Source organism: Rhodococcus sp. NBC_00294 (assembly GCF_036163995.1).
Taxonomy (GTDB): domain Bacteria; phylum Actinomycetota; class Actinomycetes; order Mycobacteriales; family Mycobacteriaceae; genus Rhodococcoides.
In genome coordinates this window covers 3,384,289-3,409,451 of sequence record NZ_CP108043.1, presented here as the reverse complement: position 1 = coordinate 3,409,451, position 25,163 = coordinate 3,384,289, and the positions used below count along the sequence as shown (strand labels likewise).

20 protein-coding genes are annotated in these 25,163 nt (G+C 68.6%); 9 read left to right on the top strand and 11 right to left on the bottom strand.

Features of this window, described 5'->3' with window-relative positions:
• The first annotated feature begins 1 nt into the window (after position 1).
• Positions 2-895, top strand: coding sequence for a DMT family transporter (locus OHB23_RS15890; protein ID WP_328809880.1), 894 nt, complete (start codon positions 2-4; stop codon positions 893-895).
• Here the strand turns inward: OHB23_RS15890 and OHB23_RS15885 are convergent.
• Positions 885-1,427, bottom strand: coding sequence for a 2'-5' RNA ligase family protein (locus tag OHB23_RS15885; RefSeq protein WP_027506763.1), 543 nt, complete (start codon positions 1,425-1,427; stop codon positions 885-887). The two genes, OHB23_RS15890 and OHB23_RS15885, sit on opposite strands and share 11 nt — an antisense overlap.
• Before the next feature lie 20 nt (positions 1,428-1,447).
• On the opposite strand from OHB23_RS15885, the gene OHB23_RS15880 reads away from it, so the two are divergent.
• Positions 1,448-2,584 (top strand): isocitrate/isopropylmalate dehydrogenase family protein, encoded by a 1,137-nt coding sequence (locus tag OHB23_RS15880; protein ID WP_328809879.1) that lies wholly within the window; start codon positions 1,448-1,450, stop codon positions 2,582-2,584.
• 4 nt (positions 2,585-2,588) lie between these two features.
• Here OHB23_RS15880 and OHB23_RS15875 read toward each other — a convergent pair whose 3' ends face one another.
• Complete coding sequence (locus tag OHB23_RS15875; RefSeq protein WP_328811658.1) at positions 2,589-3,401, bottom strand: class I SAM-dependent methyltransferase; 813 nt, start codon at positions 3,399-3,401, stop codon at positions 2,589-2,591.
• A 356-nt stretch (positions 3,402-3,757) separates the two neighbouring features.
• Between OHB23_RS15875 and rpsA the strand changes: the two genes are divergently transcribed.
• Positions 3,758-5,236, top strand: a complete 1,479-nt coding sequence (gene rpsA, locus OHB23_RS15870; protein ID WP_027506761.1) for a 30S ribosomal protein S1 — start codon at positions 3,758-3,760, stop codon at positions 5,234-5,236.
• A 202-nt stretch (positions 5,237-5,438) separates the two neighbouring features.
• Here the strand turns inward: rpsA and OHB23_RS15865 are convergent, their stop codons facing one another.
• Positions 5,439-5,669, bottom strand: a complete 231-nt coding sequence (locus OHB23_RS15865) for a hypothetical protein (RefSeq protein WP_081821417.1) — start codon at positions 5,667-5,669, stop codon at positions 5,439-5,441.
• 169 nt (positions 5,670-5,838) lie between these two features.
• On the opposite strand from OHB23_RS15865, the gene coaE reads away from it, so the two are divergent.
• Positions 5,839-7,056 (top strand): dephospho-CoA kinase, encoded by a 1,218-nt coding sequence (gene coaE, locus OHB23_RS15860; protein ID WP_328809878.1) that lies wholly within the window; start codon positions 5,839-5,841, stop codon positions 7,054-7,056.
• A 7-nt stretch (positions 7,057-7,063) separates the two neighbouring features.
• Here the strand turns inward: coaE and OHB23_RS15855 are convergent, their stop codons facing one another.
• Together OHB23_RS15855 and OHB23_RS15850 are read right to left on the bottom strand one after the other, a co-directional pair.
• On the bottom strand, positions 7,064-7,585 hold the full coding sequence (locus OHB23_RS15855; protein ID WP_328809877.1) for a DUF402 domain-containing protein: 522 nt from the start codon (positions 7,583-7,585) through the stop codon (positions 7,064-7,066).
• A 23-nt stretch (positions 7,586-7,608) separates the two neighbouring features.
• Positions 7,609-9,132 carry an ATP-dependent DNA ligase gene (locus OHB23_RS15850; RefSeq protein ID WP_328809876.1) on the bottom strand — a complete coding sequence of 508 codons (1,524 nt, stop codon included), beginning with the start codon at positions 9,130-9,132 and terminating at the stop codon, positions 7,609-7,611.
• A 109-nt stretch (positions 9,133-9,241) separates the two neighbouring features.
• Here OHB23_RS15850 and uvrB point away from each other — a divergent pair, with 109 nt between their 5' ends.
• Entirely contained in the window at positions 9,242-11,404 is a 2,163-nt protein-coding gene (uvrB, locus tag OHB23_RS15845) for an excinuclease ABC subunit UvrB (protein ID WP_027506756.1), read from the top strand.
• Positions 11,405-11,461: 57 nt separating this feature from the next.
• On the opposite strand, the gene OHB23_RS15840 is transcribed toward uvrB, so the two are convergent.
• Entirely contained in the window at positions 11,462-12,346 is an 885-nt protein-coding gene (locus OHB23_RS15840; RefSeq protein ID WP_027506755.1) for an ABC transporter permease, read from the bottom strand.
• Entirely contained in the window at positions 12,343-15,231 is a 2,889-nt protein-coding gene (locus OHB23_RS15835; RefSeq protein ID WP_328809875.1) for an alpha/beta fold hydrolase, read from the bottom strand. The genes OHB23_RS15840 and OHB23_RS15835 overlap by 4 nt, the downstream gene beginning before the upstream one ends.
• Before the next feature lie 127 nt (positions 15,232-15,358).
• Here OHB23_RS15835 and OHB23_RS15830 point away from each other — a divergent pair, with 127 nt between their 5' ends.
• A complete protein-coding gene (locus tag OHB23_RS15830; protein ID WP_027506754.1) occupies positions 15,359-15,811 on the top strand; it encodes a universal stress protein in 453 nt (150 codons plus the stop codon).
• A gap of 56 nt (positions 15,812-15,867) precedes the next feature.
• Here the strand turns inward: OHB23_RS15830 and OHB23_RS15825 are convergent, their stop codons facing one another.
• The 3 genes from OHB23_RS15825 to OHB23_RS15815 form a co-directional block, all read right to left on the bottom strand.
• On the bottom strand, positions 15,868-18,153 hold the full coding sequence (locus OHB23_RS15825) for a HelD family protein (protein WP_328809874.1): 2,286 nt from the start codon (positions 18,151-18,153) through the stop codon (positions 15,868-15,870).
• Positions 18,154-18,308: 155 nt separating this feature from the next.
• Positions 18,309-19,331 carry a DoxX family protein gene (locus OHB23_RS15820; protein ID WP_222627019.1) on the bottom strand — a complete coding sequence of 341 codons (1,023 nt, stop codon included), beginning with the start codon at positions 19,329-19,331 and terminating at the stop codon, positions 18,309-18,311.
• Positions 19,332-19,493: 162 nt separating this feature from the next.
• Positions 19,494-20,183, bottom strand: coding sequence for an MBL fold metallo-hydrolase (locus OHB23_RS15815; RefSeq protein WP_056447965.1), 690 nt, complete (start codon positions 20,181-20,183; stop codon positions 19,494-19,496).
• Positions 20,184-20,393: 210 nt separating this feature from the next.
• On the opposite strand from OHB23_RS15815, the gene uvrA reads away from it, so the two are divergent.
• A complete protein-coding gene (uvrA, locus tag OHB23_RS15810; protein ID WP_222627015.1) occupies positions 20,394-23,312 on the top strand; it encodes an excinuclease ABC subunit UvrA in 2,919 nt (972 codons plus the stop codon).
• 19 nt (positions 23,313-23,331) lie between these two features.
• Here uvrA and OHB23_RS15805 read toward each other — a convergent pair whose 3' ends face one another.
• Positions 23,332-23,724: a DUF1844 domain-containing protein gene (locus OHB23_RS15805; RefSeq protein WP_231476444.1), complete on the bottom strand. Its 393-nt coding sequence runs from the start codon at positions 23,722-23,724 to the stop codon at positions 23,332-23,334.
• Between the two features lie 501 nt (positions 23,725-24,225).
• Here OHB23_RS15805 and infC point away from each other — a divergent pair.
• Together infC and rpmI are read left to right on the top strand one after the other, a co-directional pair.
• On the top strand, positions 24,226-24,903 hold the full coding sequence (infC, locus tag OHB23_RS15800; protein WP_082544654.1) for a translation initiation factor IF-3: 678 nt from the start codon (positions 24,226-24,228) through the stop codon (positions 24,901-24,903).
• A 50-nt stretch (positions 24,904-24,953) separates the two neighbouring features.
• Entirely contained in the window at positions 24,954-25,148 is a 195-nt protein-coding gene (gene rpmI / locus OHB23_RS15795) for a 50S ribosomal protein L35 (protein ID WP_027506747.1), read from the top strand.
• Positions 25,149-25,163 lie beyond the last annotated feature (15 nt).

Here is a 25,163-nt window from a genome sequence, read left to right as displayed (position 1 = left end):
CGTGCTCGTACTGCAGTTCCTGGCCACCGCAGCGGTGTGGGGCGCGAGCTTCCTGTTCATGAAGGTGGGCCTCGAGGGGCTGAGCTTCGTCCAGGTGGTGCTGGCGCGACTCGTCCTCGGTGCGGCCACACTGCTGATCCTGTCGCGTCCCATGCATGTTCGACTCCCGCGGCGAGGAGTCGTGTGGCTCCACTCGACGTTCCTCGCGGTGGTGCAGTGCATCCTCCCGTGGCTGCTGTTCGCGTGGGCGGAGCAGGAGATCGACTCGGCCACGGCATCCATCGTCAACGCGACGACGCCGCTCATGACGACGGTGCTGGCCTTCGCCGTTCTTCCCGCCGAACGGCCGACTCTGCTGCGCGCCGCGGGCCTCCTGATCGGCTTCGCCGGCATCGTCGTGGTGTTCGCGCCGTGGGAGAGCGGTCTGAGTGGCAGCCCGCGTGCGCAGCTGGCGTGCCTCGGCGCCACCGCGTCCTACGGTGTCGCGCTGGTGTACCTGCGTCGGTTCGTCATCCCGCTGGGTGTGCCGTCGTTGGCGGTGGCGACGATGCAGATCGGTCTCGCCGCGATGATGATGCTGGTCGCGGCACCCGTGGTGGCGAGCGACGCGGTGCGTCTCGACGTGCCCGTCGTCGCGTCGATGCTCGCGCTCGGCTGTGCCGGCACCGGGCTGGCCTTCCTGTGGAACACCAACGTCGTGACGGGATGGGGACCGTCCGCCGCGTCGACCGTGACGTACCTCAGTCCCGTCGTCGGCATCGCGCTCGGCGCCCTCGTGCTCGACGAGTCGGTCACCGCGAACGCGGTGCTCGGTACCGCGCTCATCATCGTCGGGGTGGTGGTCACGACGAGGCGCCGAGCCGCCTCGGTGGCCGCGCCGCCTGTCACCCGATGAGCCAGTCGGCTCTCGCGTCGCCGTCCCAGCGACGGACGGCCGACACCTCGGCGTCGACGTCCTGAAGATCGGTCACGAGATGCGATGCTGCGGAACCGATGTCCTCGGGACGCGCGCGCATCGCCAGGGTCACGTGCGGAGTCCAGTGCCCGGGTTCGAGATGCGGGGGAATGCCGGGCGAGTCGGCGAGCGCCTCGTACACCCGCGCGTGCAGATCCAGGAGAGCCGCGGTCGGCACGACGGAGCGGGCCAGGACCGCCCGCGATCCGCCGAAGACCACCAACCCGCCGAGGCGTACCGACTCGGGGAACCGCCACGACCCGGCGTCTCGTCCGTCGGCGATCAGAGCGGCGAGCCGGCGCTCGGCGACGTCGTCGATCCTCGACGCGACCGCGATGGTGACGTGCGGACGGTTGGACGCCCCCGCGTGCCGAGCCTGACTCGGCAGGCCCAGCTCGGCGAGGTAGTTCCACTCGCGCCGAATCGCATCGTCGCTGCGCTCGTCCAGGAGGAGTTCCACCGACTGCACCATGATGGGTAATGATGGCGGCCATGACGAGTGCAGCGCATCCCGGGGCCTCACAGTCCGACGAGTCCGGTGCCGGTTCGCGCCGCGCACCGCACCGCATCGGTGTCCTGCACGGCGACGGCATCGGCACCGAGATCGTACCCGGGACCGTACAGATCGTCGATGCGGCCGTGCAGGCCCTGGGTGCCACGCCCGTCGAGTGGGTGGAGCTGCCCTTCGGTCGTGCGGCACTCGACGAGTTCGGCGACGCGGTACCGCCGCGCACCCTGAGCGCGTTGGCAGAGTTGGACGCCTGGATCCTCGGACCGCACGACAGCGCGTCCTACCCCGAGGAGACGCGGGGGCAGCTGACGCCGGGTGGTCGCATCCGCAAGGAGTTCGATCTGTACGCGAACATCCGACCGGCACGCGCGTTGCCGGGCGTGCGGGCGACGAGTCCGGACATGGACCTGGTCGTCGTCCGGGAGAACACCGAGGGCTTCTACGCCGACCGCAACATGGCCGTCGGATCCGGGGAGTTCATGCCCACTCCCGACGTCGCCCTGGCCGTGGCGGTGTTCACCCGTCGAGCGTGCGAACGCATCGCCGAGCAGGCGTTCGCCCTCGCGGAGACTCGTCGGCGTCACGTGACCGTGGTGCACAAGACGAACGTGTTGCGATTGACGACGGGGCTGTTCAAGGACGTGTGCATGGAGGTGGCCGAGCGGCACCCGGACGTCGAGGTGGACCACGAGCACATCGACGCCCTCACGGCGAAGCTCGTGCGGTCGGGGGAGACCTTCGACGTCCTGGTGGCCGAGAACATGTTCGGAGACATTTTGTCCGACCTCACCGGCGAGTTGGCGGGGTCGCTCGGGACGGCACCGTCGATCAATGCCTCGGACACCAAGGTGATGGCTCAGGCCGCCCACGGCGCGGCCCCCGACATCGCGGGCCGCAACCGCGCCAACCCGACGGCGCTGCTGCTGTCGGTGGCCGCGATGCTCGAGCACCTCGCGGCGGGACCCGGGCCCGCCGATCACGCACGGGTGGGTGAGCGGATCCGCGCGGCGGTCGAGGCGACGATCGCCTCGGGAGTCGGTACCGCGGACATCGGGGGACTCGCGTCCACGAGCGAGTTCCTCGAGACGGTCGACGCCCACGTGGTGCGTGGTCTCTGACAGGTCAGGCGGTGCAGCAGAAGATCGCGGTGCCGGGGAAGAGCACTCCACGCAACGGCGACCACTGACCCCACTCGCGATCGAGCCACTCCGGCCAGTCGGGTTCGACGATGTCGACCAGAGTCAGCCCGGCGGCGACGATCTCGCGAACGCGGTCGCCCACCGTGCGATGGTGTTCGACGTAGGTGGCGGTGCCGTCAGGACTGAACTCGGCGTACGGCGTGCGGTCGAAGTAGGGGATGGTGGCGGTCAGCCCGGCCGGGCCCGGATCGTCCGGGAAGATCCACCGCATCGGGTGGTTGACCGAGAACACCCACCGTCCGCCGGGGCGCAACACGCGCCGGACCTCACGCATGACTCCGGCGGAGTCGGCGACGAACGGGATCGCGCCGAAGGCCGAGCACACCACGTCGAAGGACGCGTCGGCGAACGGCAGGTTCTCCGCGGAGGCCTGGATCAGTGCGGGTGACGCACTGCCGGGGGACGATGCCTCGCGGGCCGCGATCGCCGCAGCGCCGTGCGCCAGCATTCCGGCCGAGATGTCGAGGCCCGTCGCGCGGGCACCGTGACTGGCCAACCAGCGCGAGCAGGGTGCGGATCCGCATCCGATCTCGAGCACGTCGCGCCCCTCGACGTCACCGAGCAGGTGCACGTCACCCTCGTGCAGACCCTCGGGGCACCACACGAACTCGCCGGCCTCGCTCGTCACGCCGAGGAAGTCGCCGTGGGTGCGGTGGTACTCGTCGGAATCCTGGTCCCACCAGGACCGGGACGCCCGCTCGGAGGATCGGGAGTCGACGCGGCGGCGACCGGGCAGCGGCTCCGCGGGGGCCGCGTCGGCAGCGGGAGCGTGGCCGGGCGTGGACCCGGTCGGACGTGCCGGAACACCGAGATCGCCGGGGGTTTCTGTGGACACGCGCAACACGGTAACCGGGTTTGCTCGGTGCGCGGGGCACCGAGTAGTCTTCGATACGCGAATGTCTGTCTTCGCGTGCACGTGGTCGGACTCCCGCTCGTCAGCGAGGGTCCGTGGCGTGTCCGGGGGGACTGCGTCGTGTCTCGTCTCCCAGCGCTCAAGATACGGCAGCACGCGTGTCCTGTCCGCAGGAAGAACGAGTCTGTCCGACCGAACATCCATCCACCGACCCCAACCCGTCCGGAGCAACTCACCACATGGCCTCATCCACCGTCACCTCGCCGCAGGTAGCCGTCAACGACATCGGCTCCGCCGAGGATTTTCTCGCCGCGATCGACGCGACGATCAAGTACTTCAACGATGGCGACATCGTCGAGGGCACGATCGTCAAGGTCGACCGTGACGAGGTCCTGCTCGACATCGGTTACAAGACCGAAGGCGTCATCCCCTCTCGCGAGCTCTCCATCAAGCACGACGTCGACCCCAACGAGGTCGTCTCCGTGGGCGATGAGGTCGAAGCTCTCGTCCTCACCAAGGAGGACAAAGAGGGTCGTCTGATCCTGTCGAAGAAGCGCGCACAGTACGAGCGCGCCTGGGGCACCATCGAGGAGCTCAAGGAGAAGGACGAGGCCGTCAAGGGCACCGTCATCGAGGTCGTCAAGGGTGGACTCATCCTCGACATCGGTCTCCGTGGCTTCCTTCCCGCGTCGCTCGTCGAGATGCGTCGTGTCCGCGATCTCCAGCCGTACGTCGGCAAGGAGATCGAGGCCAAGATCATCGAGCTCGACAAGAACCGCAACAACGTCGTCCTCTCGCGCCGTGCATGGCTCGAGCAGACGCAGTCCGAGGTGCGCAGCGAGTTCCTGCACCAGCTCCAGAAGGGCCAGGTCCGCAAGGGCGTCGTGTCCTCCATCGTCAACTTCGGCGCGTTCGTCGATCTCGGCGGAGTCGACGGCCTGGTCCACGTGTCCGAGCTGTCCTGGAAGCACATCGACCACCCGTCCGAGGTCGTCGAGGTCGGCACCGAGGTCACGGTCGAGGTTCTCGACGTCGACCTGGACCGCGAACGTGTCTCCCTGTCGCTCAAGGCGACGCAGGAAGACCCGTGGCGTCAGTTCGCCCGTACCCATGCGATCGGTCAGATCGTCCCGGGCAAGGTCACCAAGCTGGTTCCCTTCGGTGCGTTCGTGCGCGTCGAAGAGGGCATCGAGGGCCTGGTCCACATCTCCGAGCTGGCCGAGCGCCACGTGGAGGTCCCGGACCAGGTCGTCACCGTGGGCGACGACGCGCTCGTCAAGGTCATCGACATCGACCTCGAGCGTCGCCGCATCTCGCTGTCGCTGAAGCAGGCCAACGAGGACTACAGCGCCGAGTTCGATCCGTCCAAGTACGGCATGGCCGACTCGTACGACGAGCAGGGCAACTACGTCTTCCCCGAGGGCTTCGATCCCGAGACCAACGAATGGCTCGAGGGCTTCGACAAGCAGCGCGAGGAGTGGGAAGGCCGCTACGCCGAGGCGGAGCGTCGCCACAAGATGCACACCGCGCAGATGGAGAAGACCGCAGCCGACGAGGCGCAGGAAGCTGCCAACGCAGCGGCCGGCTACTCCTCGGAGACCGGTACCCCGTCCGCACAGGGTGCACCGGCGGCAGCAGCTCCCGAGTCCACCGGCGGATCGCTCGCCAGTGACGCTCAGCTCGCCGCTCTGCGCGAGAAGCTGTCCGGCGGAGCCTGATTCGCCGACCCGGCGGAGCCTGATTCGCCGACCCGGCGGAGCATGATCCGCTGATCGACCGCTGAACGAGAGAAGCCCCGAACCGCACAGGTTCGGGGCTTCTCCCGTTCGTGGCACCGGCACCCGACCGGCTCCACACACGAGAGAAGGCCCGATCCGCGCAGGATCGGGCCTTCTCTCGTGTGGTCGGTGGTGCGGTGGGTCAGCTCGCTGCGGCTGCACTCCAGCCGGTGCCCATCTGCACGCCGCGCTTGCGCATGGACGCGAAGCTGTGGCGGGCAGGGCTGATGAGCGAGGTGAACCAGTTGCGGCGATGTTCCGCCAGCGCATCGGCGACCTGAGGGATCAGGATGCAGTGGACGCCGTCGGACATGCCCAGGCGGTGCCGTCCGGACTGCATCCGACCGACTCCCTCTCCCGCAATGGTGTTCATGCCCGTCCTTTACCTGTCGAGTACCGTCTCGCGGAGCCTTCCGGAGAAAATACGAAAGCCTGTTGTGCGCCTCGAAGATAACCGACAGGTTGGGAAACATGGTGCATTTGAGACTGGTGATTCGCGGCGTGTTGATGCGCTGCGCGCCGGACTCGGCCACACTGGGTGCGTGTTGAGAATCGGATTGACCGGTGGAATGGGCGCGGGGAAGTCGACGGTGTCACGCACCGTCGCCGACCTCGGCGCCGTGGTGGTGGACGCCGACAAGATCGCGCGCGAGGTCGTGGAGCCGGGCACGCCCGGACTGGCCGCTCTCGTCGAGCGCTTCGGCGGGGACATCCTGGCTGACGACGGCAGCCTGAATCGACCGGCGTTGGCGGCCAAGGCCTTCGGGGACGAGGAATCCCGCCTCGCCCTGAACGGCATCCTGCACCCCTTGATCGGGCAGCGCACGACCGAGCTCGTGAACAGCGCTCCGCCGGACTGCGTCCTGGTGCACGACATCCCGTTGCTCGTCGAATCTCGCACCGCCGCAGCCTTTCACCTCGTCGTGGTCGTCCACGTCGAGGCGGAGGAGAGGGTGCGACGGCTGGTGGCGTCGCGTGGGCTGAACGAGGACGACGCCCGCGCCCGCATCGCAGCCCAAGCGACGGACGAGCAGCGCCGCGCCGCCGCCGACGTGTGGCTCGACAACTCCGGGACACCGGAAGCGTTGGAGGCCACCGTCCGTGAACTGTGGGCCGATCGTCTCGAGCTCTTCGCGGCCAACCTCCGCTCGGAGACCGTGGCCCGGACCGCCCCCCGCGTGGTGCCGGCCGACCCGATGTGGCCCGCCGAGGCACAGCGCGTGATGGATCGTGTGCGTCTCGCCTGCGGCGACCGAGCGCTACGGATCGACCACATCGGATCCACCGCGGTTCCCGACTTCCCGGCGAAGGACGTCCTCGACATCCAGGTGACGGTGGCGGATCTCGCCACCGCGGACGCACTGCGCGATCCGTTGACGGCGGCCACCTTTCCGCGCATCGAACACATCACGGCCGACGACCCGAAGCCGTCGGCGGTGCCGGGGGAAGCCGATCCTGCACTGTGGGAGAAGCGTCTGCACGGCGCAGCCGACCCGGGCAGACCGGTGAACATCCACCTCCGGGTCGACGGGTACCCCGGACAGGTCTTCGCGCTCATGTTCCGAGACCGGCTTCGCGCCGACCCCGCCGCTCGGGAGGCGTACCTCGACGTGAAGACCCGTGCTGCCTCGCGAGCCGCGGAACACGGCGAGTACGTGGAGGCCATCGAGGCGTACGTGGGGGAGAAGGCGCCGTACTTCGACACTGTGTATCCCGAGGTCGTGGAATGGGCGGCTCGGACGGGGTGGAAAGCCGACTGATCGCTCCTCAGCGATCCGCCCAGTGGGTCGTCATGCCGAGAGCGGCGAGCCATCCGTCGACGTCGTGGTTCGCCGCCGCGATTCCGTCCACGGCGTCGGACGCCCGACGGATGGCGGCCTCCGTCGTCCGCGCGTCGAGCAACCCGGTGCTGTGCGCGACGAGCAACTCGTCGACGTCCAGGAGCTCGGCGTCGCGGCCGGTACGGACGACGATGTCGAGGTAGTGGTCGACCGAGCGCCACACGTTCCCGTCGCGGACGAACTCGCCGATGTCGACGTAGTGATTCTGGTCGCGGACATGCGTGGGCAGGTAGTGGAAGATCGACGCGCGGATACCCAGGCTGGGGACGATCCACGACTCCAGGTAGTCGAAGGACGGATGGTCCGACGGACGGGCCATGTAGAGCCCCCAGTCGGTCGTCTCGTACACGTCGACCGGGCGGACGACACCTTTCGGATCGGTGTTGGTGCGTCCCGCGACGTCGAACACCTCGACCTTCGGTGGGTGCACGTGTGCCAGACCCGTCATGGTCCGCACCGTACCGCGCACCGTCACGGAGCGGGCGGCGCGAACATGCTGCGCACGCCGTCGAGCGTGTCGGCGTCCGCAGCCACCTTGTCGTCGCGGTAGCGGACCACGCGCGCGAATCGGAGTGCGATGCCGCCCGGATAGCGGGAGGAACGCTGCAGTCCGTCGACCGCGATCTCGACGACCTGCTCGGGTCGCACGTGCACCACGTGCGAGGTCCGTCCCGTCTCGAGAGCCAGGAACCGCTCCGTCTGCCAGGCGAGCATCTCGTCGGTCATGCCCTTGAAGGTCTTGCCCAGCATCACGAACCCGCCGGCAGGATCCACTGCGCCCAGGTGGATGTTGGACAGCAGACCGGACCGGCGGCCGGATCCCCACTCGACTGCGAGCACCACCAGGTCGAGCGTGTGCACCGGCTTCACCTTGACCCAGGCGGCGCCGCGCCGTCCCGCGTCGTACGGCGCATCGAGGTTCTTGACGACCACACCCTCGTGACCGGACGCGACCGCCGACGCCGCGAACGAGTCCGCGGCCTCGAGGTCGGCCGTCACCAGCCGCGGCACCCTGTTGCCCTCCGGGATCAGAGCGTCGAGAACGGCCAGCCGCTCGTGCAGCGCACGGTCCAGCAGGTCCTCACCGTCCAGGTGCAGGATGTCGAAGAAGAAAGGCGTCACGGCCACACCCGTCGACTGCGCCGTGCGGGACGCCGTCTCCTGGAAGGCCCGCGGACGTCCATGTTCGTCCAGGGCCAGTGCCTCGCCGTCGAGCACCACGGAGGTGAGCGGCAGGGCGCGCACGAACTCGACGACCTCGGGCAGGCGTGCGGTGATGTCGTCGAGACTGCGGGTGCTGACCGAGACGTCCTCACCGCGACGGTGGACCTGCACACGGATGCCGTCCAGCTTGGTGTCGAGCGCCACGGCGCCGGCGGCGCCACCGGCCGCCTTCGCCACACCCTCGGCCACGGTGGGGGCGCTGGAGGCCAACATGGGGAGCACTGCTCGGCCCACGGTCAGTCCCAGCTCCGCGAGTGCCGCAGACCCGCCGGTGAACGCGGCCGTCGCGGCCGTCACCGTGGATCCCGACAGCATCGCGGCCCGGCGCACCTCGGGGAGCGGGACGTCGGCCGCGGCCGCCACGGCTTCCTGGACCAGCGCGTCGAGCGCACCCTGACGGACCTCACCGGTGACCACGCCGCGCAGCCAGGTCTGTTCCGTGTCGGTGGCGCTGCCGAACAGAGCGGACACCGCCGCCGCGCGTGCTGCCTGCGATCCCGGACCCGCCATCGTCGAGACGGCGTCGAACGCCGCGTCGACGGCGGCGACCGTCAGTGTCGGTGCGTCGGCGGCCGGGGGAAGAGTGGCGACGCTGCGCCACCCCAGGCCGGTACGACGTTGACGCAGAGTGCCGGACGCGTAGAGCGTCACCAGGGCGACCTCCTCGGGAGTGCACTCGGACAGCAGCGCGGCGAGCGCCACGACCTTGGCCTTGCGGGACCGGGTGGCGGCCACCGTGGCCGAGGTCTCGACGACGCGTGCGAGCAGCATGGGCCCATTGTGACGCGCAGGTCCGACAGCGACGGTCGGTGTACCCGCGGCCGGGTCGTGTGACCCGCCGAACGGCGACTGTGTCGGTGGTCGGGCCTACTCTGGTGGTATGGCTTTTGCAGCTGAACAACCCGTCCTGGCGCACTCCGAGTTCCGTCCCGTGGGCGACATCGAGCGCAGCGATCGTCCCTTCGAGGTGGTCAGCGAGTACAGCCCTGCGGGCGATCAGCCGACGGCCATCGCGGAGCTGACCAAGCGGGTCCAGGCGGGCGAGAAGGACATCGTGCTCCTGGGCGCCACCGGCACCGGAAAGTCGGCCACCACCGCGTGGTTGATCGAGCAGGTGCAACGGCCCACGTTGCTCATGGCGCCCAACAAGACGTTGGCTGCGCAGTTGGCCAACGAACTGCGAGAGATGTTGCCCAACAACTCCGTCGAGTACTTCGTCTCGTACTACGACTACTACCAGCCCGAGGCGTACATCGCGCAGACCGACACCTACATCGAGAAGGACTCGTCGGTCAACGACGACGTCGAGCGGCTCCGTCACTCGGCAACGGCAAACCTGCTGTCCCGTCGCGACGTCGTGGTGGTCGCCTCGGTGTCGTGCATCTACGGTCTCGGCACGCCGCAGTCCTACGTGGACCGCTCGGTGCATCTCGAGGTGGGGCAGGAGGTCCCGCGAGACAAGTTCCTCCGGCTGCTGGTCGACGTGCAATACACCCGCAACGACATGGCGTTCACCCGCGGATCGTTCCGTGTGCGCGGCGACACCGTCGAGATCATCCCGTCCTACGAGGAACTCGCCGTCCGGATCGAGTTCTTCGGCGACGAGATCGAGGCGCTGTACTTCCTCCATCCGCTCACCGGCGACGTGGTGCGCCAGGTCGACAGCGTGCGCATCTTCCCGGCGACCCACTACGTCGCCGGGCCCGAGCGCATGGAGCGTGCGGTGCGGGACATCGAGGCCGAGCTCGAGGAGCGGCTCGCCGACCTGGAGGGCAAGGGCAAGCTGCTCGAGGCCCAGCGGTTGCGCATGCGTACGCAGTACGACCTGGAGATGATCAAGCAGGTCGGCTTCTGCTCCGGCATCGAGAACTACTCGCGCCACATCGACGGGCGACCTGCCGGGACTGCGCCGGCCACACTCATCGACTACTTCCCGGACGACTTCCTGCTCGTCATCGACGAGTCCCACGTGACGGTGCCCCAGATCGGTGCCATGTACGAGGGGGACATGTCGCGCAAGCGCAACCTCGTGGAGTTCGGCTTCCGGCTGCCGTCGGCCACCGACAATCGCCCCCTGACGTGGGAGGAGTTCACGCAGCGCATCGGGCAGACGGTGTACCTGTCGGCCACCCCCGGCAAGTACGAGCTGGGACAGAGCGGCGGTGAGGTCGTCGAGCAGGTCATCCGCCCGACCGGCCTGGTCGACCCCGAGATCGTCGTCAAGCCCACCAAGGGCCAGATCGACGACCTCGTGCACGAGATCCGCCAGCGCACCGAGAAGGACGAGCGCATCCTGGTCACCACGCTGACCAAGAAGATGGCGGAGGATCTCACCGACTACCTCCTCGAGCTCGGTATCCGGGTGCGCTACCTGCACTCCGACATCGACACTCTCCGACGCGTCGAGCTGCTACGTCAGCTCCGGCTCGGCGAGTACGACGTGCTCATCGGCATCAACCTGCTCCGTGAGGGTCTGGACCTCCCGGAGGTCTCCCTCGTCGCGATCCTGGACGCCGACAAGGAGGGCTTCCTGCGCAGCGGGACCAGCCTGGTGCAGACCATCGGCCGTGCGGCCCGAAACGTGTCCGGCCAGGTGCACATGTACGCCGACAAGATCACCGACTCGATGCAGTACGCCATGGAGGAGACCGAGCGTCGCCGCGCCAAGCAGATCGCCTACAACGAGAAGATGGGTGTGGATCCGCAGCCGCTGCGCAAGAAGATCGCCGACATCCTCGACCAGGTGTACGAGGAGGCGGAGGACACCGAGGCCACCGTGGACATCGGTGGATCGGGCCGCAACGCGAGCCGTGGCCGGCGGGCGCCCGGCGAGGCGGGACGAGCCGGCAGCAGCGGTGTCGTGGAGGGGCGCGACGTCTCGACCATGCCGCGCGCCGAGCTGGCAGACCTGGTCAAGCAGCTCACCGATCAGATGATGAACGCGGCGCGCGAACTTCAGTTCGAGCTGGCAGGCCGTCTGCGCGACGAGATCCAGGACCTCAAGAAGGAGCTGCGCGGGATGGACGCCGCGGGCCTGTCCTGACCCGTCCTCGCACACGAGAAGGCCCGGCACCGACGGACACGGTGCCGGGCCTCGTCGTCAGCTCGTGATGTCCTTCGTCGCGAATCGTCGCCACGCGATGATGCCGAAGATCGTGGCGTACGCGAGCGAGGAGAAGGCGCCGTCGAGCAGGTCGTTCCACGACAGCGTCGGTGACAGCACGCCCGTCCACGACGTCGAGTAGTGGCCGGGCAACAGGTTGCGCAGTGATCCCAGTGCCGTGATCTGATCGAGGATCTGGGCCACGATGGACACCATCACCGTGCCGCCGACCGCGCCCAGGGGCGCGTCGGTGGACACCGACAGGGCGAGTGCCAGCCCGGCCACCCACGTCAGATTGATCGCGATGAAGACGACGCCGATCGCGAGCCGCCCGATCGACAGCCCGAACGACAGGGCATCGCCGAAGGGTGACACCAGCGACCCCAGGCCGTACAGCACGCTGCCCAGGATGAGCGACACCCCCACGAGCGTGAGCAGCGCGGCGAGCGACAGGATCGCCGACACCAGGGCCTTCTGTCGCAGCAGCCGACCTCGCGGAACAGGAACCGCGAGCAGGTAGCGCAGACTCGACCACGATGCCTCGCTGGCGATCGCGTCGCCGAAGAACAGCGCCACCACCACGATCAGCAGGAATCCCACCGACACGAACAGAGCGAAGACGAGAAAGTTCACCCCGCTCTGCGTGCCCAGGTCGATGAGGCTCCCGCTGGCGGTGTCGGAGTCCGACCCGCCCACCGTGAACGCGATTGCCATGATGACGGGCAGCAACGCGAGGAAGCCCAGGGACAACTGGGTTCTCCGCCGCGTGAACTGCCGCGTCAGCTCGGTCCGTAGCGACAGCGTGCCCGCGGGGGTGTACCCCGCGACCCGGCCGTCCGGATGCGCCGCGGTGGTGGTCGTCGGTCGACTGTCGGCGCTCATGTGGTCGTTCCGTTCCCCGAGGATGCTTCCGCCGCATGACGGAGTCGGTCGGTGTCGTCGTGCACGAGGTCGAGGAAGACGTCCTCGAGTCGTGTCGATCGCGACGCGGAGGAGACGCCGATACCGGCGCCCACCAACGTCCGCACCACCATTGCGGGATCGAGCACTCCGAGCTGCGCCTTGATCGCGCCCTCCGGTTCCGCCTCGACGACCTCGCCCATGCCGTCGATGCCTCGCAGCACCGAGACGGCATCGGCGGGCCGATCGACACGGAACTCCAGAGGACCGCTCGCGCCGATCAGATCGTCGACCGTCCCGGAGCTGATGACGACGCCCTTGTTCATGACGACGACGTGCGTGCAGGTCTGCTCGACCTCCGCCAGCAGGTGGCTGCTGACCAGGACCGTGCGGCCCGTCTGCGCGTAGCGGATGAGGACGTCGCGCATGGTGCGGATCTGGGGCGGGTCGAGCCCGTTGGTGGGTTCGTCCAGGACCATGAGGTCCGGGAGTCCGAGCATCGCCTGCGCGATGGCGAGTCGTTGCCGCATGCCCTGGCTGTACGACCGGACCTTGCGGTGGATCGCCGTGCCGAGGTCGGCGATCTCGAGTGCCTCCTCGAGATGGGCGTCCTCCGCCGGTCGGCCGGTCGCCTTCCAGTACAGGTCCAGGTTCTCCATCCCCGAGAGATGGGGAAGGAATCCGGACCCCTCGACGAAGGAACCGAGTCGGGACAGGACCGGCGCCCCCGGAGAGACCAGGTGCCCGAAGACCCGGATCTCGCCGCTGGAGGGCGTGATGAGGCCCATCAGCATGCGCAGCGTGGTGGTCTTGCCGGCGCCGTTGGGGCCGAGGAGCCCGAGCACCTGCCCCGCGCCGACGCGGAACGACACGCCGTCCACCGCGCGGAAGCCGTTGGAGTAGCTCTTCGCGAGATCGGTGATCACCAGCGGGACGTCCACCAGCGACTCGTCCACCTCGGCGACGGTGCGACGCCGGGAGATGAACGATGCGAGAGCGACGAGGGCGGCGACCAGCACGGCGAGACCCGCGATGCCCACGACGGGGACCCACGGGAACGTCGACTCCGCGTTCTCGGCGGGTACCTCGGGCAGCGCGAGCGTGGCGTCGGAGAGTGTGACCGACACCGCCGCGGGCTCGAGCGGGACGGCGTAGGCCTGGTCGGTGGTGGAGAACGCCACCTCGACGCGATTCCCGGCGGCGACCTGGTATGCCATGCCCGGCAACGTGACGCTCACCGTGGAGGGCTGGTCGGACGGGGGGACCCGCACCGCGGACACCAGGCCGTTGGGCAGAGTGCGTCGACCGTCGTCGGACACGTCGTACAGCTTGGCGAAGAGCACGGTGCCGCTCGGCGAGGTGGTCGGACCGACGGTGACGGACACCGACGACGTACCGACGATCGTGTACGACGAGTCGAGCGGCTCCGTGACGAACGACGCGGTCTGTCCCGGGATGTCGCCCGTCAGGAGTGCGCTCGCGGCCCCGCCGAGCCCGGCCGCGGCGCCGCCGAGGACCGAGGCGGAGCCGACCCCGGGCAGAGACGTGAGAGCAGCCGGGGACCCACCGGGCGGCCGGACGACGGTCTGAGTGTCGTTGCCGGTGGCCGAGGTGAGCGGGAAGTCCTGGCGTTCGGTCGGAGTGGCGTCCGAGAGCCCCGGATACGCGGCGGCGGTGAGCTCGCGAGCCCGATCGCCCTGGTCGGTCGGATCGCCCGCCAACGCGTACGTGAACGCCGAATCGGCGCGCGGGGAGTCGGTCCCGTCCCCGATCAGATGCTGCACCAGGAAGTCCGCGACCGCACCGTCCGCGGTGGCGTCGGTCCCGCCGGCATCGTGGCCGCCGTCGAACCACCGCACCTGGACCGAGCCACCGGCCGCCGCGATCTGCCGCGCGGTGGCGTCGGCCTGGTCGAGTCCGAAGAGGGTGTCGCGCTGGCCCTGCACGAGCAGGGTGGGTGCGGTGATCGAGGAGGCGAACGACCGGGGCGAGCGCGCACGCAGCAGTTCGCTGGTGGCCTCGGACGGTTGTCCGCTCACCGCGGACTCCGCGTACGCGAGACACACCTGGAGGGCGAACCGGCCGCATGCTCCAGCGGGGGCGGTCGATGTCGGAGCGTCGCCGGCTCCACCGGGAGCGGGGGCCGCACCGGCGCCGAAGAAGATGCCGGCCCAGCCGCGCTTCAGGACGCCGGCGTCGCTGCCCTCGGACACGGCGGGTGTCGGTGCCTGCGACGACGGCTCGGCCACCGAGTAGTTGGGAAAGAGGGACTGGTTTAGGTCGTTCCACGTGATCGAGGCGGCGTCCGCGTCGATGCGAGGATCGGTTCCGGCCGCCATGAGCGCGAGCGCGCCGCCGTAGGAACCACCGGCGACGCCGACCCGAGGGTCACCCGGGGAATCGAGTTGCACCTCGGGGCGAGTGGCCAGGTAGTCGATCAGCCCGCGAGCGTCGGCCACCTCACGATCGGGATCGTTGAGGCCGATGCTGCCGGTGCTGAGGCCGAAGCCGCGCGCGCTGTACGCGAGGACGACGAGCCCTCGCGACGCGAGATCCCGTGCCTGGGCGGCCACCGAGTTCTTGTCGCCGCCGAAGCCGTGGGCCAACAACACCGCCGGCGCGGGCCCGTCCGTGTCCGGCAGGTACAGCGTCGTGTCGATGTCGACGGTGGCACTGCTGCCCGGACTCTCCGGCAGTGTGCGGACGGCGTCCTCGGTCCGCACCGACGACGCGGAACCGTTCGAGTCGCGCAGAAGTGCGAAAGACGCCACGGCGAGGGCGAGGACGACGAGCACCGCGACGACGACGATCACCGGTCGTCCGAGCGTCGAGGCGCGTCCGGGCAACCGGAATCGGGGTCGTGGCATTACTTCAATGTATGCGAGGGGAGAGACACGTGCTTTCGACCGGAAGCCGCGTCGGGCGGTCGCCGCTGCGACTAATGTCTCGAATCGACACTCGATGATCGTCGGGACATGACCACTGGAGGAATGTATGAGCGCTTACCGCAACGTCGTCGTCGGAACCGATGGCTCCGATTCGTCACTGCGGGCCGTGGAGAAGGCGGCAGCGCTGTCGGGCGATTCCGCCGCGACGCTCTACATCGCGTGTGCGTACTACCCGGCGGACTCGAAGGCGTCCTCGCAGGACGCGGACGCACTGAAGGACGACGCGTACCAGATCACGGGATCCGCTCCGACACAGGAGATTCTGCGTGTCGCGCGGGAGCGTGCGGTGGCGGCCGGCGCCTCGTCGATCGAGGAGCGTCCCGTGGTGGGCAACCCCGTCGATTCGCTGCTCGAGCTCGTCGGCGAGGTGAAGGCGGATCTGCTCGTGGTGGGAAACCGTGGACTGAACTCGCTCACCGGCCGCCTGCTCGGCTCGGTTCCGTCCGATGCGGCTCGCAAGGCGCGCTGCGACGTGTTGATCGTGCACACCACGCACTGACGCTCGAACCACCGCTGGATGCCGTCACGGCACGATCCGTTCGTGCCGTGACGGCATCACTGCGTCAGGGGGGCGATGGGTCCCATCACGTCCGGTAGCGGCGATGTGTGGACGATTCCCAGCCGCTGTGTCGCGCGCGTGAGCGCGACGTACAGATCGTTCAGGCCGCGGGCCGAGTCGTCCACGATCCGTGCGGGTTCCACGATGAGCACCGAGTCGAACTCGAGTCCCTTCGCGTCGCGCACCGTGCACACCCGGACGTCGTCGGCCCCCAGGTGTGCGAGCCGCGCGGCGATGTCCGCGGGTGCCAGCACCGCCGACATCCCCGGGCGCGGATGCGCGGCGACGTGGCGTTCGACCGCCGACACCAGATCGTCCTCCGTGACTCGATGCGCCCACGGCGTCTCACCGTTGTCCCGCACCGACCGCGGGATCGATGCGGCCGGGTCGAGCGTCGAGAGAACTCGCCGGGCGATCTCCATGATCGCCGCGGGGGTGCGGTAGTTCACGGTGAGTTCGGTCAGCTTCCACCGTTGCGCCACATAGGGGCCCAGGACGTCCTGCCAGGACGAGGCACCCGCCGTGTCGCCCGTCTGGGCCACGTCGCCCACGAGGGTCATCCATCGATTGGGTATGCGGCGCATGACCATCCGCCACGCCATCTGCGAGAGTTCCTGCGCCTCGTCGACGATGACGTGGCCGTAGGTCCACGTGCGGTCGCCGGCCGCGCGTTCGGCCGCCGTCAACCGGCGTCCGTGCCCCTGACGCTGGGCGAGTCTGTCGGCGTCGATGAGGTCGTACGCCATGAGGATCTCCGGATCGAGTTCGTCCTCGAGATCCTGCGGTGCCGATCCGGTCAGGATGTCGAGAGCGCCCTGGGCGTCCTCGATCTGGGCGCGCCAGCGACGCTGTTCCCGTTCGCGTTCCGCAGCGTCGTCGATACCCAGGAGCTCGGCGAGCTCGTCGAGCAGGGGAGCGTCGGCACCGCTGAAGCGTCCGTCGTCCGACCGTTCGAGGGCGGCACGGTCCTCGGGGTCCCACCCCGGTGCGGCCGTCCGCAGCCGTTCGGCCGAGGCCAGCAGTCCGGCGAGAACGTCCTGGGCGGACAGCTCCGGCCACAGTGCGCCGATCGCACCCATCAGTTCGGGGCTCTCCCGCATCTCGTCGCGGATGTCGGCTATGTCGTCACGGCTCAGCAGATTCGACCCGTCGAGCACGTCACCGCCCACGATGGCGGCGAACTGGTCGGCGAGCAGATCGATCATGGTGGACACGAAGATCGGTCGAGCGAGGTTGTGGGGTCGACGCGAGGACCGCGCTCGTCCCCGTGCGCGCGTGACCATCTTGCGGTCGATCCGCAATGTGTAGGTGTCGAAGTCGACCGACACCGGCTCCGACGGAAGTTCCTGACGGTCGCGCACGGCGGCGATCAGGACGTCGACGATGTCGAGGGAGCCCTTGAGTTCCGCCGCGCGCGCGGAGTCCTCGCGGCTCGCGTCGACACCCGGGTACAGATCCCCGATGGTCGACAGCAGCACCCCCGTCTCGCCCAGGGAGGGCAGCACCTGGCCGATGTAGTCCAGGAAGGTGCTGTTCGGTCCGATGATCAGCACGCCGCTCTTGTCCAGCTGCTTGCGGTACGTGTACAGCAGGTAGGCGGCGCGATGCAGGGCCACCGCCGTCTTGCCGGTGCCGGGACCACCCTGCACCACCAGGACGCTGCGATGCGTGGACCGGATGATGTCGTCCTGCTCGCGCTGGATGGTCTCGACGATGTCGTTCATCTGTCCCGTGCGTGCGGCGTTGAGCGCGGACAGCAGAGCGCTCTCTCCAGCGACACCGTCCGATCCGGTGGCGACGCCGGCGTCCTGCGCCGTCCGGAGGTCCAGGTACTCGTCCGCCACCCCGGTGACGCGACGACTGCGCGTCCGGATGTGGCGACGACGTACGACGCCCTCGGGGGCGGCGGGCGTGGCGAGATAGAACGGGCGGGCCAGCGGGGCGCGCCAGTCGTAGAGCAACGACTGGTAGTCGTCGTCCTCGTCGAGGATGCCGACACGGCCGATGTAGCGCGGCGCGTCGTCCTCGACGTCGATCCGGCCGAAGCACAGACCGTTCTCGGACGCGTCGTACTTCGCGATGTCGTCGTTGTAGAGAGCCGAGTAGGACTCGCGTTCGCTGCGCGCCTGCGGTGTCCCGCCCGTCTGGAGCAGGACGGCGCTCAGCCGGGACCGTGCATAGGTCCGCAGAGCGTCGAGGCGGTCGTAGAGCAGGGTGACGCGCTGTTGTTCCTGATCGAGGTCGGCGTCGTGCAGATCTGTCGGGGTGCCCTGATCCGGCACATGGTCTCCTGTACGCGAGTGGGGCGGGGTGACGAGGGCGGTCGTGCACCTCTCGGCGGCGCACGGAAGCGCCAGAAAAGTCTACGGGCTCCCGACGGCAACGGCCGGTGCCCCCGATCTCTCGGGAACACCGGCCGTGTGCTGCGGGGAAAAGATCAGAGGTACTGGTGCACCGTGCCCTCGACGCGGGCCCGTGCCTCCTTGGCGCGCTTCTCGGCGTCCTCGAGCGAGGCCTGCAACTGCTTCTGCGCGTCCTTGCTGGTGGACTTGTACTGCTTCTTGTACTCCTTGCGCGCTGCGTCGAACTGCTTGCGCGCGTCCTTGCCGGACTTCTTGGCCTGCTTGCGGGCCTTCTTGCCGTACTTCTCCGCCAGATCGCTGCCGTCGGCCTTGGCCTTCTCGGCCAGCTCGGCACCGCGGGACGCGGCGATCTCGGCGTACTTGCTGCCGCGATCCTGGGCGACGTCGGCGAACTCGGATGCGCGTGCAGCGGCCAGATCGGCCCACTTGGCACTGCGCTCCTTCGCCAGCTCGGCGAGCTTGCCGCCGCGATCCTGGGCGACGTCCGCCAGCTCGGCGCCACGCTGCGAGGCGATCTCGACGAGCGGCTGTGCGCGCTCGGCGGCGACGCCCGCGAGCTCCTTGGCGCGCTCGCCGGCGTGGGCGAGTGTCTCGGAGCTGTCCGAGGAGGACACCAGCGGGAGGGCGCCGGCGACGGCGACCTTGGCCGACTTGGCCGCCTTGCGACCGCGCCAGGCTACGGACGGCTTGCCCTCGGTGTCGACGGCGGCGATGAGCAGGCCGCCGAGGAGGCTGACGTTCTTGATGAACTGGGTGCGCTGCAGCGCCTTCGCCTGCGGGTCCGTCTCGTTCCAGAAGGAGTGACCTGCGAGGGTCGTCGGGACGAGGCTGCCCGCGAGCACGGTGGACGCGAGGCGCGGCGCCCGACCGGTCGCGAGAAGGAATCCGCCGCCGATCTGCACCGCGGCGTTGATCTTGACCAGCGTCTCGGGGTCGGAGGGAACGTTCTGCGTCACCTCGTCGGGAAGGGCGTCCTGGCTCTTCTCGATCAGAGGCTTCGCGGCCTGAGCCCTTCCGGCGGGGTTGCGCAGCGCATCCACGCCTCCTGCGATGAAGATGGATGCGAGCATCGGTCGGGCGATCCGGCGGACAATCACTGAGCCTCCTGCGTTGCGGCTGTGGTGTGGGGGACTGCTCTGGCTGCACGAGTGCGGTTGTTCACGCCCATGACATGCATGTGACGCTCTCGAACTGTATCCATACCCCCCGCCCCGGCGATTGAATCGCGGGCGGGCGGGGGACCGGATCGTGGTGACGGATCACCAGCCGCGGGTCCGCCATTCGTGGAGGTGAGGACGTTCCGAGCCCAGCGTCGTGTCCTTGCCGTGGCCCGGGTAGACGACCGTTCGATCGTCGTAGCGACCGAAGATCCGCGATTCCACGTCGTCCAGCAGCGACACGAAATTCGCCTCTCCGTCGGTCTTGCCGACGCCGCCGGGGAAGAGCGAGTCGCCGGTGAACAGGTGCACGACGCCGCTCTCGGGGTCCGTGAGCGCCAGCGCGATCGACCCGGGAGTGTGGCCGCGGAGGTGGATCACGTCGAGGGTGACGTCGCCGACCTGCACGGAGTCGCCGTCGTCGAGCAGGCGGGTGGGGGCGACGGGGAGCGGTTCCGCATCGAGCGGATGTGCCGCCGACGGGGCGCCCGTCGCCGACGCGACGTCCTCGAGCGCCTGCCAGTGGTCGAAGTGCTGGTGCGTCGTGACGATCAGCGAGACCTCGGGTGCCACGTGGTCGACGACGGCGCGCAGCGTCGGAGCGTCGTTCGCGGCGTCGACGAGCAGCGATCGGCCCGTCCGGGAACAGATGACGAGGTAGGCGTTGTTGTCCATCGGGCCCACCGAGGTCTTCACGATCGTGGCGTGCGACAGGGTCCGGCGCTGCGAGCCCGTCCCCACGGACACCTCGCCGGTGTAGTCGTCGGAGATCGTCGGTGCATTCTCGGTCATGAGCGTGAGATTACCCACGACGACCGGTCGTGAGCCGGGCGCGGAGCCCGTCGGCCGGTCGAGTCTGTCGGACCTCGGGCATATGGTCGTCGAAGCCTGTCGTGTCCGAACACGACATGTCCGACGAAGAGTGGGCAGTTCACGCGGTCGACGAGAGAGTCGACGCAGCACGTTGCACGGCCGTGGGCCGTGACGAAGGAGAGGACAACCGTGGCGGATCGCCTGGTAGTGCAGGGCGCACGCGAACACAATCTCAAGGGCGTCGACATCGATCTGCCCCGGGACAGTCTCATCGTGTTCACCGGTCTGTCCGGGTCGGGCAAGTCGAGCCTGGCGTTCGACACCATCTTCGCCGAGGGTCAGCGCCGCTACGTCGAGTCGCTCTCGGCCTACGCGCGCCAGTTCCTGGGCCAGATGGACAAGCCGGACGTCGACTTCATCGAGGGCCTCTCGCCCGCGGTCTCGATCGATCAGAAGTCGACCAACCGCAACCCGCGGTCCACGGTCGGCACCATCACCGAGGTCTACGACTACCTGCGCCTGCTCTACGCACGCGCCGGCACGGCGCACTGCCCGCAGTGCGGTGAGCGCATCGCCAAGCAGTCGCCCCAGCAGATCGTCGACCAGGTGCTCGCGATGGAGGAGGGCCTGCGTTTCCAGGTGCTCGCTCCCGTCGTGCGCACCCGCAAGGGCGAGTTCGTCGATCTCTTCGAGCAGCTCAACACGCAGGGTTACTCGCGTATCCGCGTCGACGGCACCGTGCACCAGCTCACCGATCCGCCCAAGCTGAAGAAGCAGGACAAGCACGACATCGAGGTGGTGGTCGACCGCCTGACCGTCAAGGCGTCGTCCAAGCAGCGGCTCACCGACTCGGTGGAGACCGCGCTGCGCCTCGCCGACGGCATCCTGGTGCTCGACTTCGTCGACCGCGAGGAGAACGCCGCCGACCGTGAGCGCCGGTTCTCCGAGCGTCTGGCGTGCCCCAACGGGCACCCGCTGTCCGTCGACGAACTCGAACCCCGCGCGTTCTCGTTCAACTCGCCCTACGGCGCGTGCCCCGAGTGTGCGGGACTCGGCATCCGCAAGGAGGTCGACCCCGAACTGGTGGTTCCGGACCCCGATCTGAGCCTGGCGGACGGCGCCATCGCGCCGTGGTCCATGGGCCAGACGTCCGAGTACTTCGGCCGGCTGCTGTCCGGGCTCGCCGACGCCATGGGCTTCGACATCGACACACCGTGGCGGAAGCTGCCGGCCAAGGTGAAGCGTGCCGTCCTCGAGGGCAGCGAGCATCAGGTGCACGTCCGCTACAAGAACCGGTACGGACGCACCCGGTCCTACTACGCCGAGTTCGAGGGCGTCATGCCCTTCCTGCACCGTCGGATGGATCAGACCGAGTCGGAGCAGATGAAGGAGCGCTACGACGGCTACATGCGGGAGGTCGACTGCCCGGTGTGCGAGGGTGCCCGCCTGCGCCCCGAGATCCTGTCCGTGACCATCGCCGCGGGCGATTTCGGGGACAAGTCCATCGCCGACGTGTGTGCACTGTCCATCTCGGAGTGCTCGAACTTCCTCAACACGCTGACGCTCGGTCCGCGTGAGGAGGCCATCGCCGGCCAGGTGCTCAAGGAGATCCAGGCCCGCCTCGGCTTCCTGCTGGACGTGGGACTCGAGTACCTCACGCTGTCGCGCGCGGCAGGAACGCTGTCGGGCGGCGAGGCGCAGCGCATCCGCCTGGCGACGCAGATCGGCAGTGGTCTCGTCGGAGTCCTGTACGTGCTGGACGAGCCGTCCATCGGCCTCCACCAGCGGGACAACCGCCGGCTCATCGACACGCTCACGCGGCTGCGCAACCTCGGCAACACGCTCATCGTCGTCGAGCACGACGAGGACACCATTCGCACGTCCGACTGGGTCGTCGACATCGGCCCGCTCGCCGGTGAGCGCGGCGGACGTGTCGTGCACAGCGGAACCTACGAGACGCTTCTCACCAACGCGGAGAGCCTCACCGGGGCGTACCTCTCGGGTCGCTCGGCCATCGATGTCCCGGCGGTACGTCGCCCGATCGATCCCAAGCGCAAGATCTCCGTGATCGGTGCCCGGGAGCACAACCTGCAGGACATCGACGTCAGCTTCCCGCTGGGAGTGCTCACCTCCGTGACGGGCGTGTCGGGATCGGGCAAGTCCACGCTGGTCAACGACATCCTGGCGACGGTGATGGCGAACAAGCTCAACGGCGCTCGTCAGGTACCCGGTCGGCACACCCGCGTCAACGGCCTCGACCAGCTGGACAAGCTGGTCCGGGTCGACCAGTCACCCATCGGCCGTACGCCGCGGTCCAACGCGGCCACCTACACCGGGGTGTTCGACAAGATCAGGACACTGTTCGCCGCGACGACCGAGGCCAAGATCCGTGGCTACCAGCCGGGTCGGTTCTCCTTCAACGTGAAGGGCGGCCGGTGCGAGGCGTGCTCGGGTGACGGCACCCTGAAGATCGAGATGAACTTCCTGCCGGACGTCTACGTGCCGTGCGAGGTGTGCCACGGTGCCCGGTACAACCGGGAGACGCTCGAGGTCCACTACAAGGGCAAGACCATCGCCGAGGTGCTGAACATGCCCATCGAGGAGGCGGCCGACTTCTTCGAACCGATCACCTCGATCCACCGGTACCTCAAGACGCTGAACGAGGTGGGCCTGGGCTATGTCCGTCTGGGGCAGCCGGCCACCACGCTGTCCGGCGGCGAGGCGCAGCGTGTGAAGCTGGCCGCAGAGCTGCAGAAGCGCTCCATGGGACGCACGGTGTACATCCTCGACGAGCCGACCACGGGTCTGCACTTCGAGGACATCCGCAAGCTGTTGCTGGTGATCAACGGTCTGGTGGACAAGGGCAACACCGTCATCGTCATCGAGCACAACCTGGACGTCATCAAGACGTCCGACTGGGTCATCGACATGGGACCCGAGGGCGGATCCGGCGGCGGAACGATGGTGGCCGAGGGCACTCCCGAGCAGATCGCCGCCGTGCCCGAGAGCTACACCGGCAAGTTCCTGCAGGAGTCTCTCGACGCCGCCTCGACCCCACCGGTCCCGGTCAAGCGGACCCGCAAGCGCAAGCCTGTCGCGGTCTCCTGACCGGGCCGTCGCGTGACGGTCAGTGGACGGGCCCGGTGTACTTCTCGCCGGGCCCGGCGCCGGGCGCGTCCGGGTGCGCCGACTGCTCGCGGAACGCCTTCTGCAGTGCCTGCAGCCCTTCGCGGATGGGGCCGGCGTGCGGTCCCAGGTACTCCACGGAGGCCGTGACCAGTCCGGCGAGTGCGGTGATCACGCGTCGCGCCTCGTCGAGGTCGAGGTGGGGGCTGTCGGACGGATCCGCGTCGGAGAGTCCCAGCTTCTCGGCGGCGGAGCTCATGAGCATCACCGCGGCGCGGCTGATGACCTCGATCGCAGGGACGTCGGCCAGTTCACGCACGTCCGGCTCGAGCTGCGGCGCATCGCCCTCCACCTGTGGAGCACCGGCCTGAACGGCATCATCGGGGGTCGTCATGACATCAGACGATGCCACGATGCGCCGACACCGACGTCCCCGCCCGGTGCGTGACCGGACGGATTCGGTCCGCGAGGGCACCTGGTGTTATTCTTCTTTCCACGACCGCCTTCAGGTGTGTCCGTGTCGGCGCGCAAGTGCCGGGCACGGATGCGGAACCCGGAGGCAGCAAGTGGAGTCCGACTCCCACCACCGCACGGTTCGCCGGGCAGTGGTTCCGGTCCTTCCCAGCCACATCGGGAAGTGGTGCGCTTCGTCGACGAGACGAGGTGGCCCGCGGATGGTGACATCCGTCGACCGGTCGGTACCGGACCCCGCTGCTCGCGATCTCGATCGTGAGCGACGGGGTTTTCGTCGTTCGGAAGGTTCCCGCGGGAACAAATCGGGTGGCCACGGTGTCGAGGTAGACGGAGAGCACGAGCGCCGGTGTGGAGCGCGTAGGACGGCGCACCGCATCGGGTCGAGCACCACCATCCGTCACCGCACTACCGAGGAGGCCCCATCAGCACTGAGACCCGCATCAACGATCGCATCCGAGTTCCCGAAGTCCGACTCGTCGGACCTGGCGGTGAACAGGTGGGGATCGTGCGTGTTGAAGATGCACTCCGCCTGGCTGTCGAAGCCGATCTCGACCTCGTCGAGGTCGCACCCGACGCCCGTCCGCCGGTCTGCAAGATCATGGACTACGGCAAGTTCAAGTACGAAGCCGCGCAGAAGGCTCGTGAGTCGCGTAAGAACCAGACGCTCACGGTCATCAAGGAGCAGAAGCTTCGTCCCAAGATCGACGACCACGACTACGAGACGAAGAAGGGCCATGTCGTCCGCTTCCTCGAGGCCGGGTCCAAGGTCAAGGTGACCATCATGTTCCGTGGACGCGAGCAGTCGCGGCCCGAACTCGGTTACCGCCTCCTGCAGCGCCTGGGCGCCGACGTCGCCGAGCACGGCTTCGTCGAGACCTCGGCCAAGCAGGACGGCCGCAACATGACGATGGTCCTGGCTCCGCACAAGGGCGCCAAGACCAGGGCGAAGGCAGCGGAGGCGTCCAACGCACCGCGCGCCACCGTGCCGCCGCCGGCCTCCGCGCCGACTGCTGCACCCGCCGCCGAGGCGACACCGCCGGCACCCGCTGCTCCGCAGACGCCGGCGACGCCGCAGGCACCAGCCACACCGAGCGCCTGAGCGCTCGGATCCACCAGCACCACCGACCGAAGTAACAGAACTGAGGACTCATGCCCAAGTCGAAGACTCACAGCGGCACCGCGAAGCGATTCAAGGTGTCCGGTAGCGGAAAGATCCTGCGCCAGAAGGCCGGCCGCCGCCACCTGCTCGAGCACAAGTCCTCGCGCGTGACGCGTCGCCTCGACGGCAAGGCCGTCGTCAGCCCCAACGACGTTCCCCGCGTCAAGCGGCTTCTCGGTCTCTGATCTCTTTCCCACCCG

Coding starts and splice junctions, on each gene's coding strand:
- OHB23_RS15830 (WP_027506754.1), top strand. CDS start 15,359: ATGAGCGCTTACCGCAACGTCGTCGTCGGAACCGATGGCTCCGATTCG.
- rpsA (WP_027506761.1), top strand. CDS start 3,758: ATGGCCTCATCCACCGTCACCTCGCCGCAGGTAGCCGTCAACGACATC.
- OHB23_RS15835 (WP_328809875.1), bottom strand. CDS start 15,231: ATGCCACGACCCCGATTCCGGTTGCCCGGACGCGCCTCGACGCTCGGA.
- rpmI (WP_027506747.1), top strand. CDS start 24,954: ATGCCCAAGTCGAAGACTCACAGCGGCACCGCGAAGCGATTCAAGGTG.
- OHB23_RS15855 (WP_328809877.1), bottom strand. CDS start 7,585: ATGACGGGTCTGGCACACGTGCACCCACCGAAGGTCGAGGTGTTCGAC.
- OHB23_RS15850 (WP_328809876.1), bottom strand. CDS start 9,132: ATGCTGCTCGCACGCGTCGTCGAGACCTCGGCCACGGTGGCCGCCACC.
- OHB23_RS15805 (WP_231476444.1), bottom strand. CDS start 23,724: ATGACGACCCCCGATGATGCCGTTCAGGCCGGTGCTCCACAGGTGGAG.
- OHB23_RS15815 (WP_056447965.1), bottom strand. CDS start 20,183: ATGACCGAGAATGCACCGACGATCTCCGACGACTACACCGGCGAGGTG.
- OHB23_RS15880 (WP_328809879.1), top strand. CDS start 1,448: ATGACGAGTGCAGCGCATCCCGGGGCCTCACAGTCCGACGAGTCCGGT.
- OHB23_RS15840 (WP_027506755.1), bottom strand. CDS start 12,346: ATGAGCGCCGACAGTCGACCGACGACCACCACCGCGGCGCATCCGGAC.
- uvrB (WP_027506756.1), top strand. CDS start 9,242: ATGGCTTTTGCAGCTGAACAACCCGTCCTGGCGCACTCCGAGTTCCGT.
- OHB23_RS15885 (WP_027506763.1), bottom strand. CDS start 1,427: ATGGTGCAGTCGGTGGAACTCCTCCTGGACGAGCGCAGCGACGATGCG.
- OHB23_RS15865 (WP_081821417.1), bottom strand. CDS start 5,669: ATGAACACCATTGCGGGAGAGGGAGTCGGTCGGATGCAGTCCGGACGG.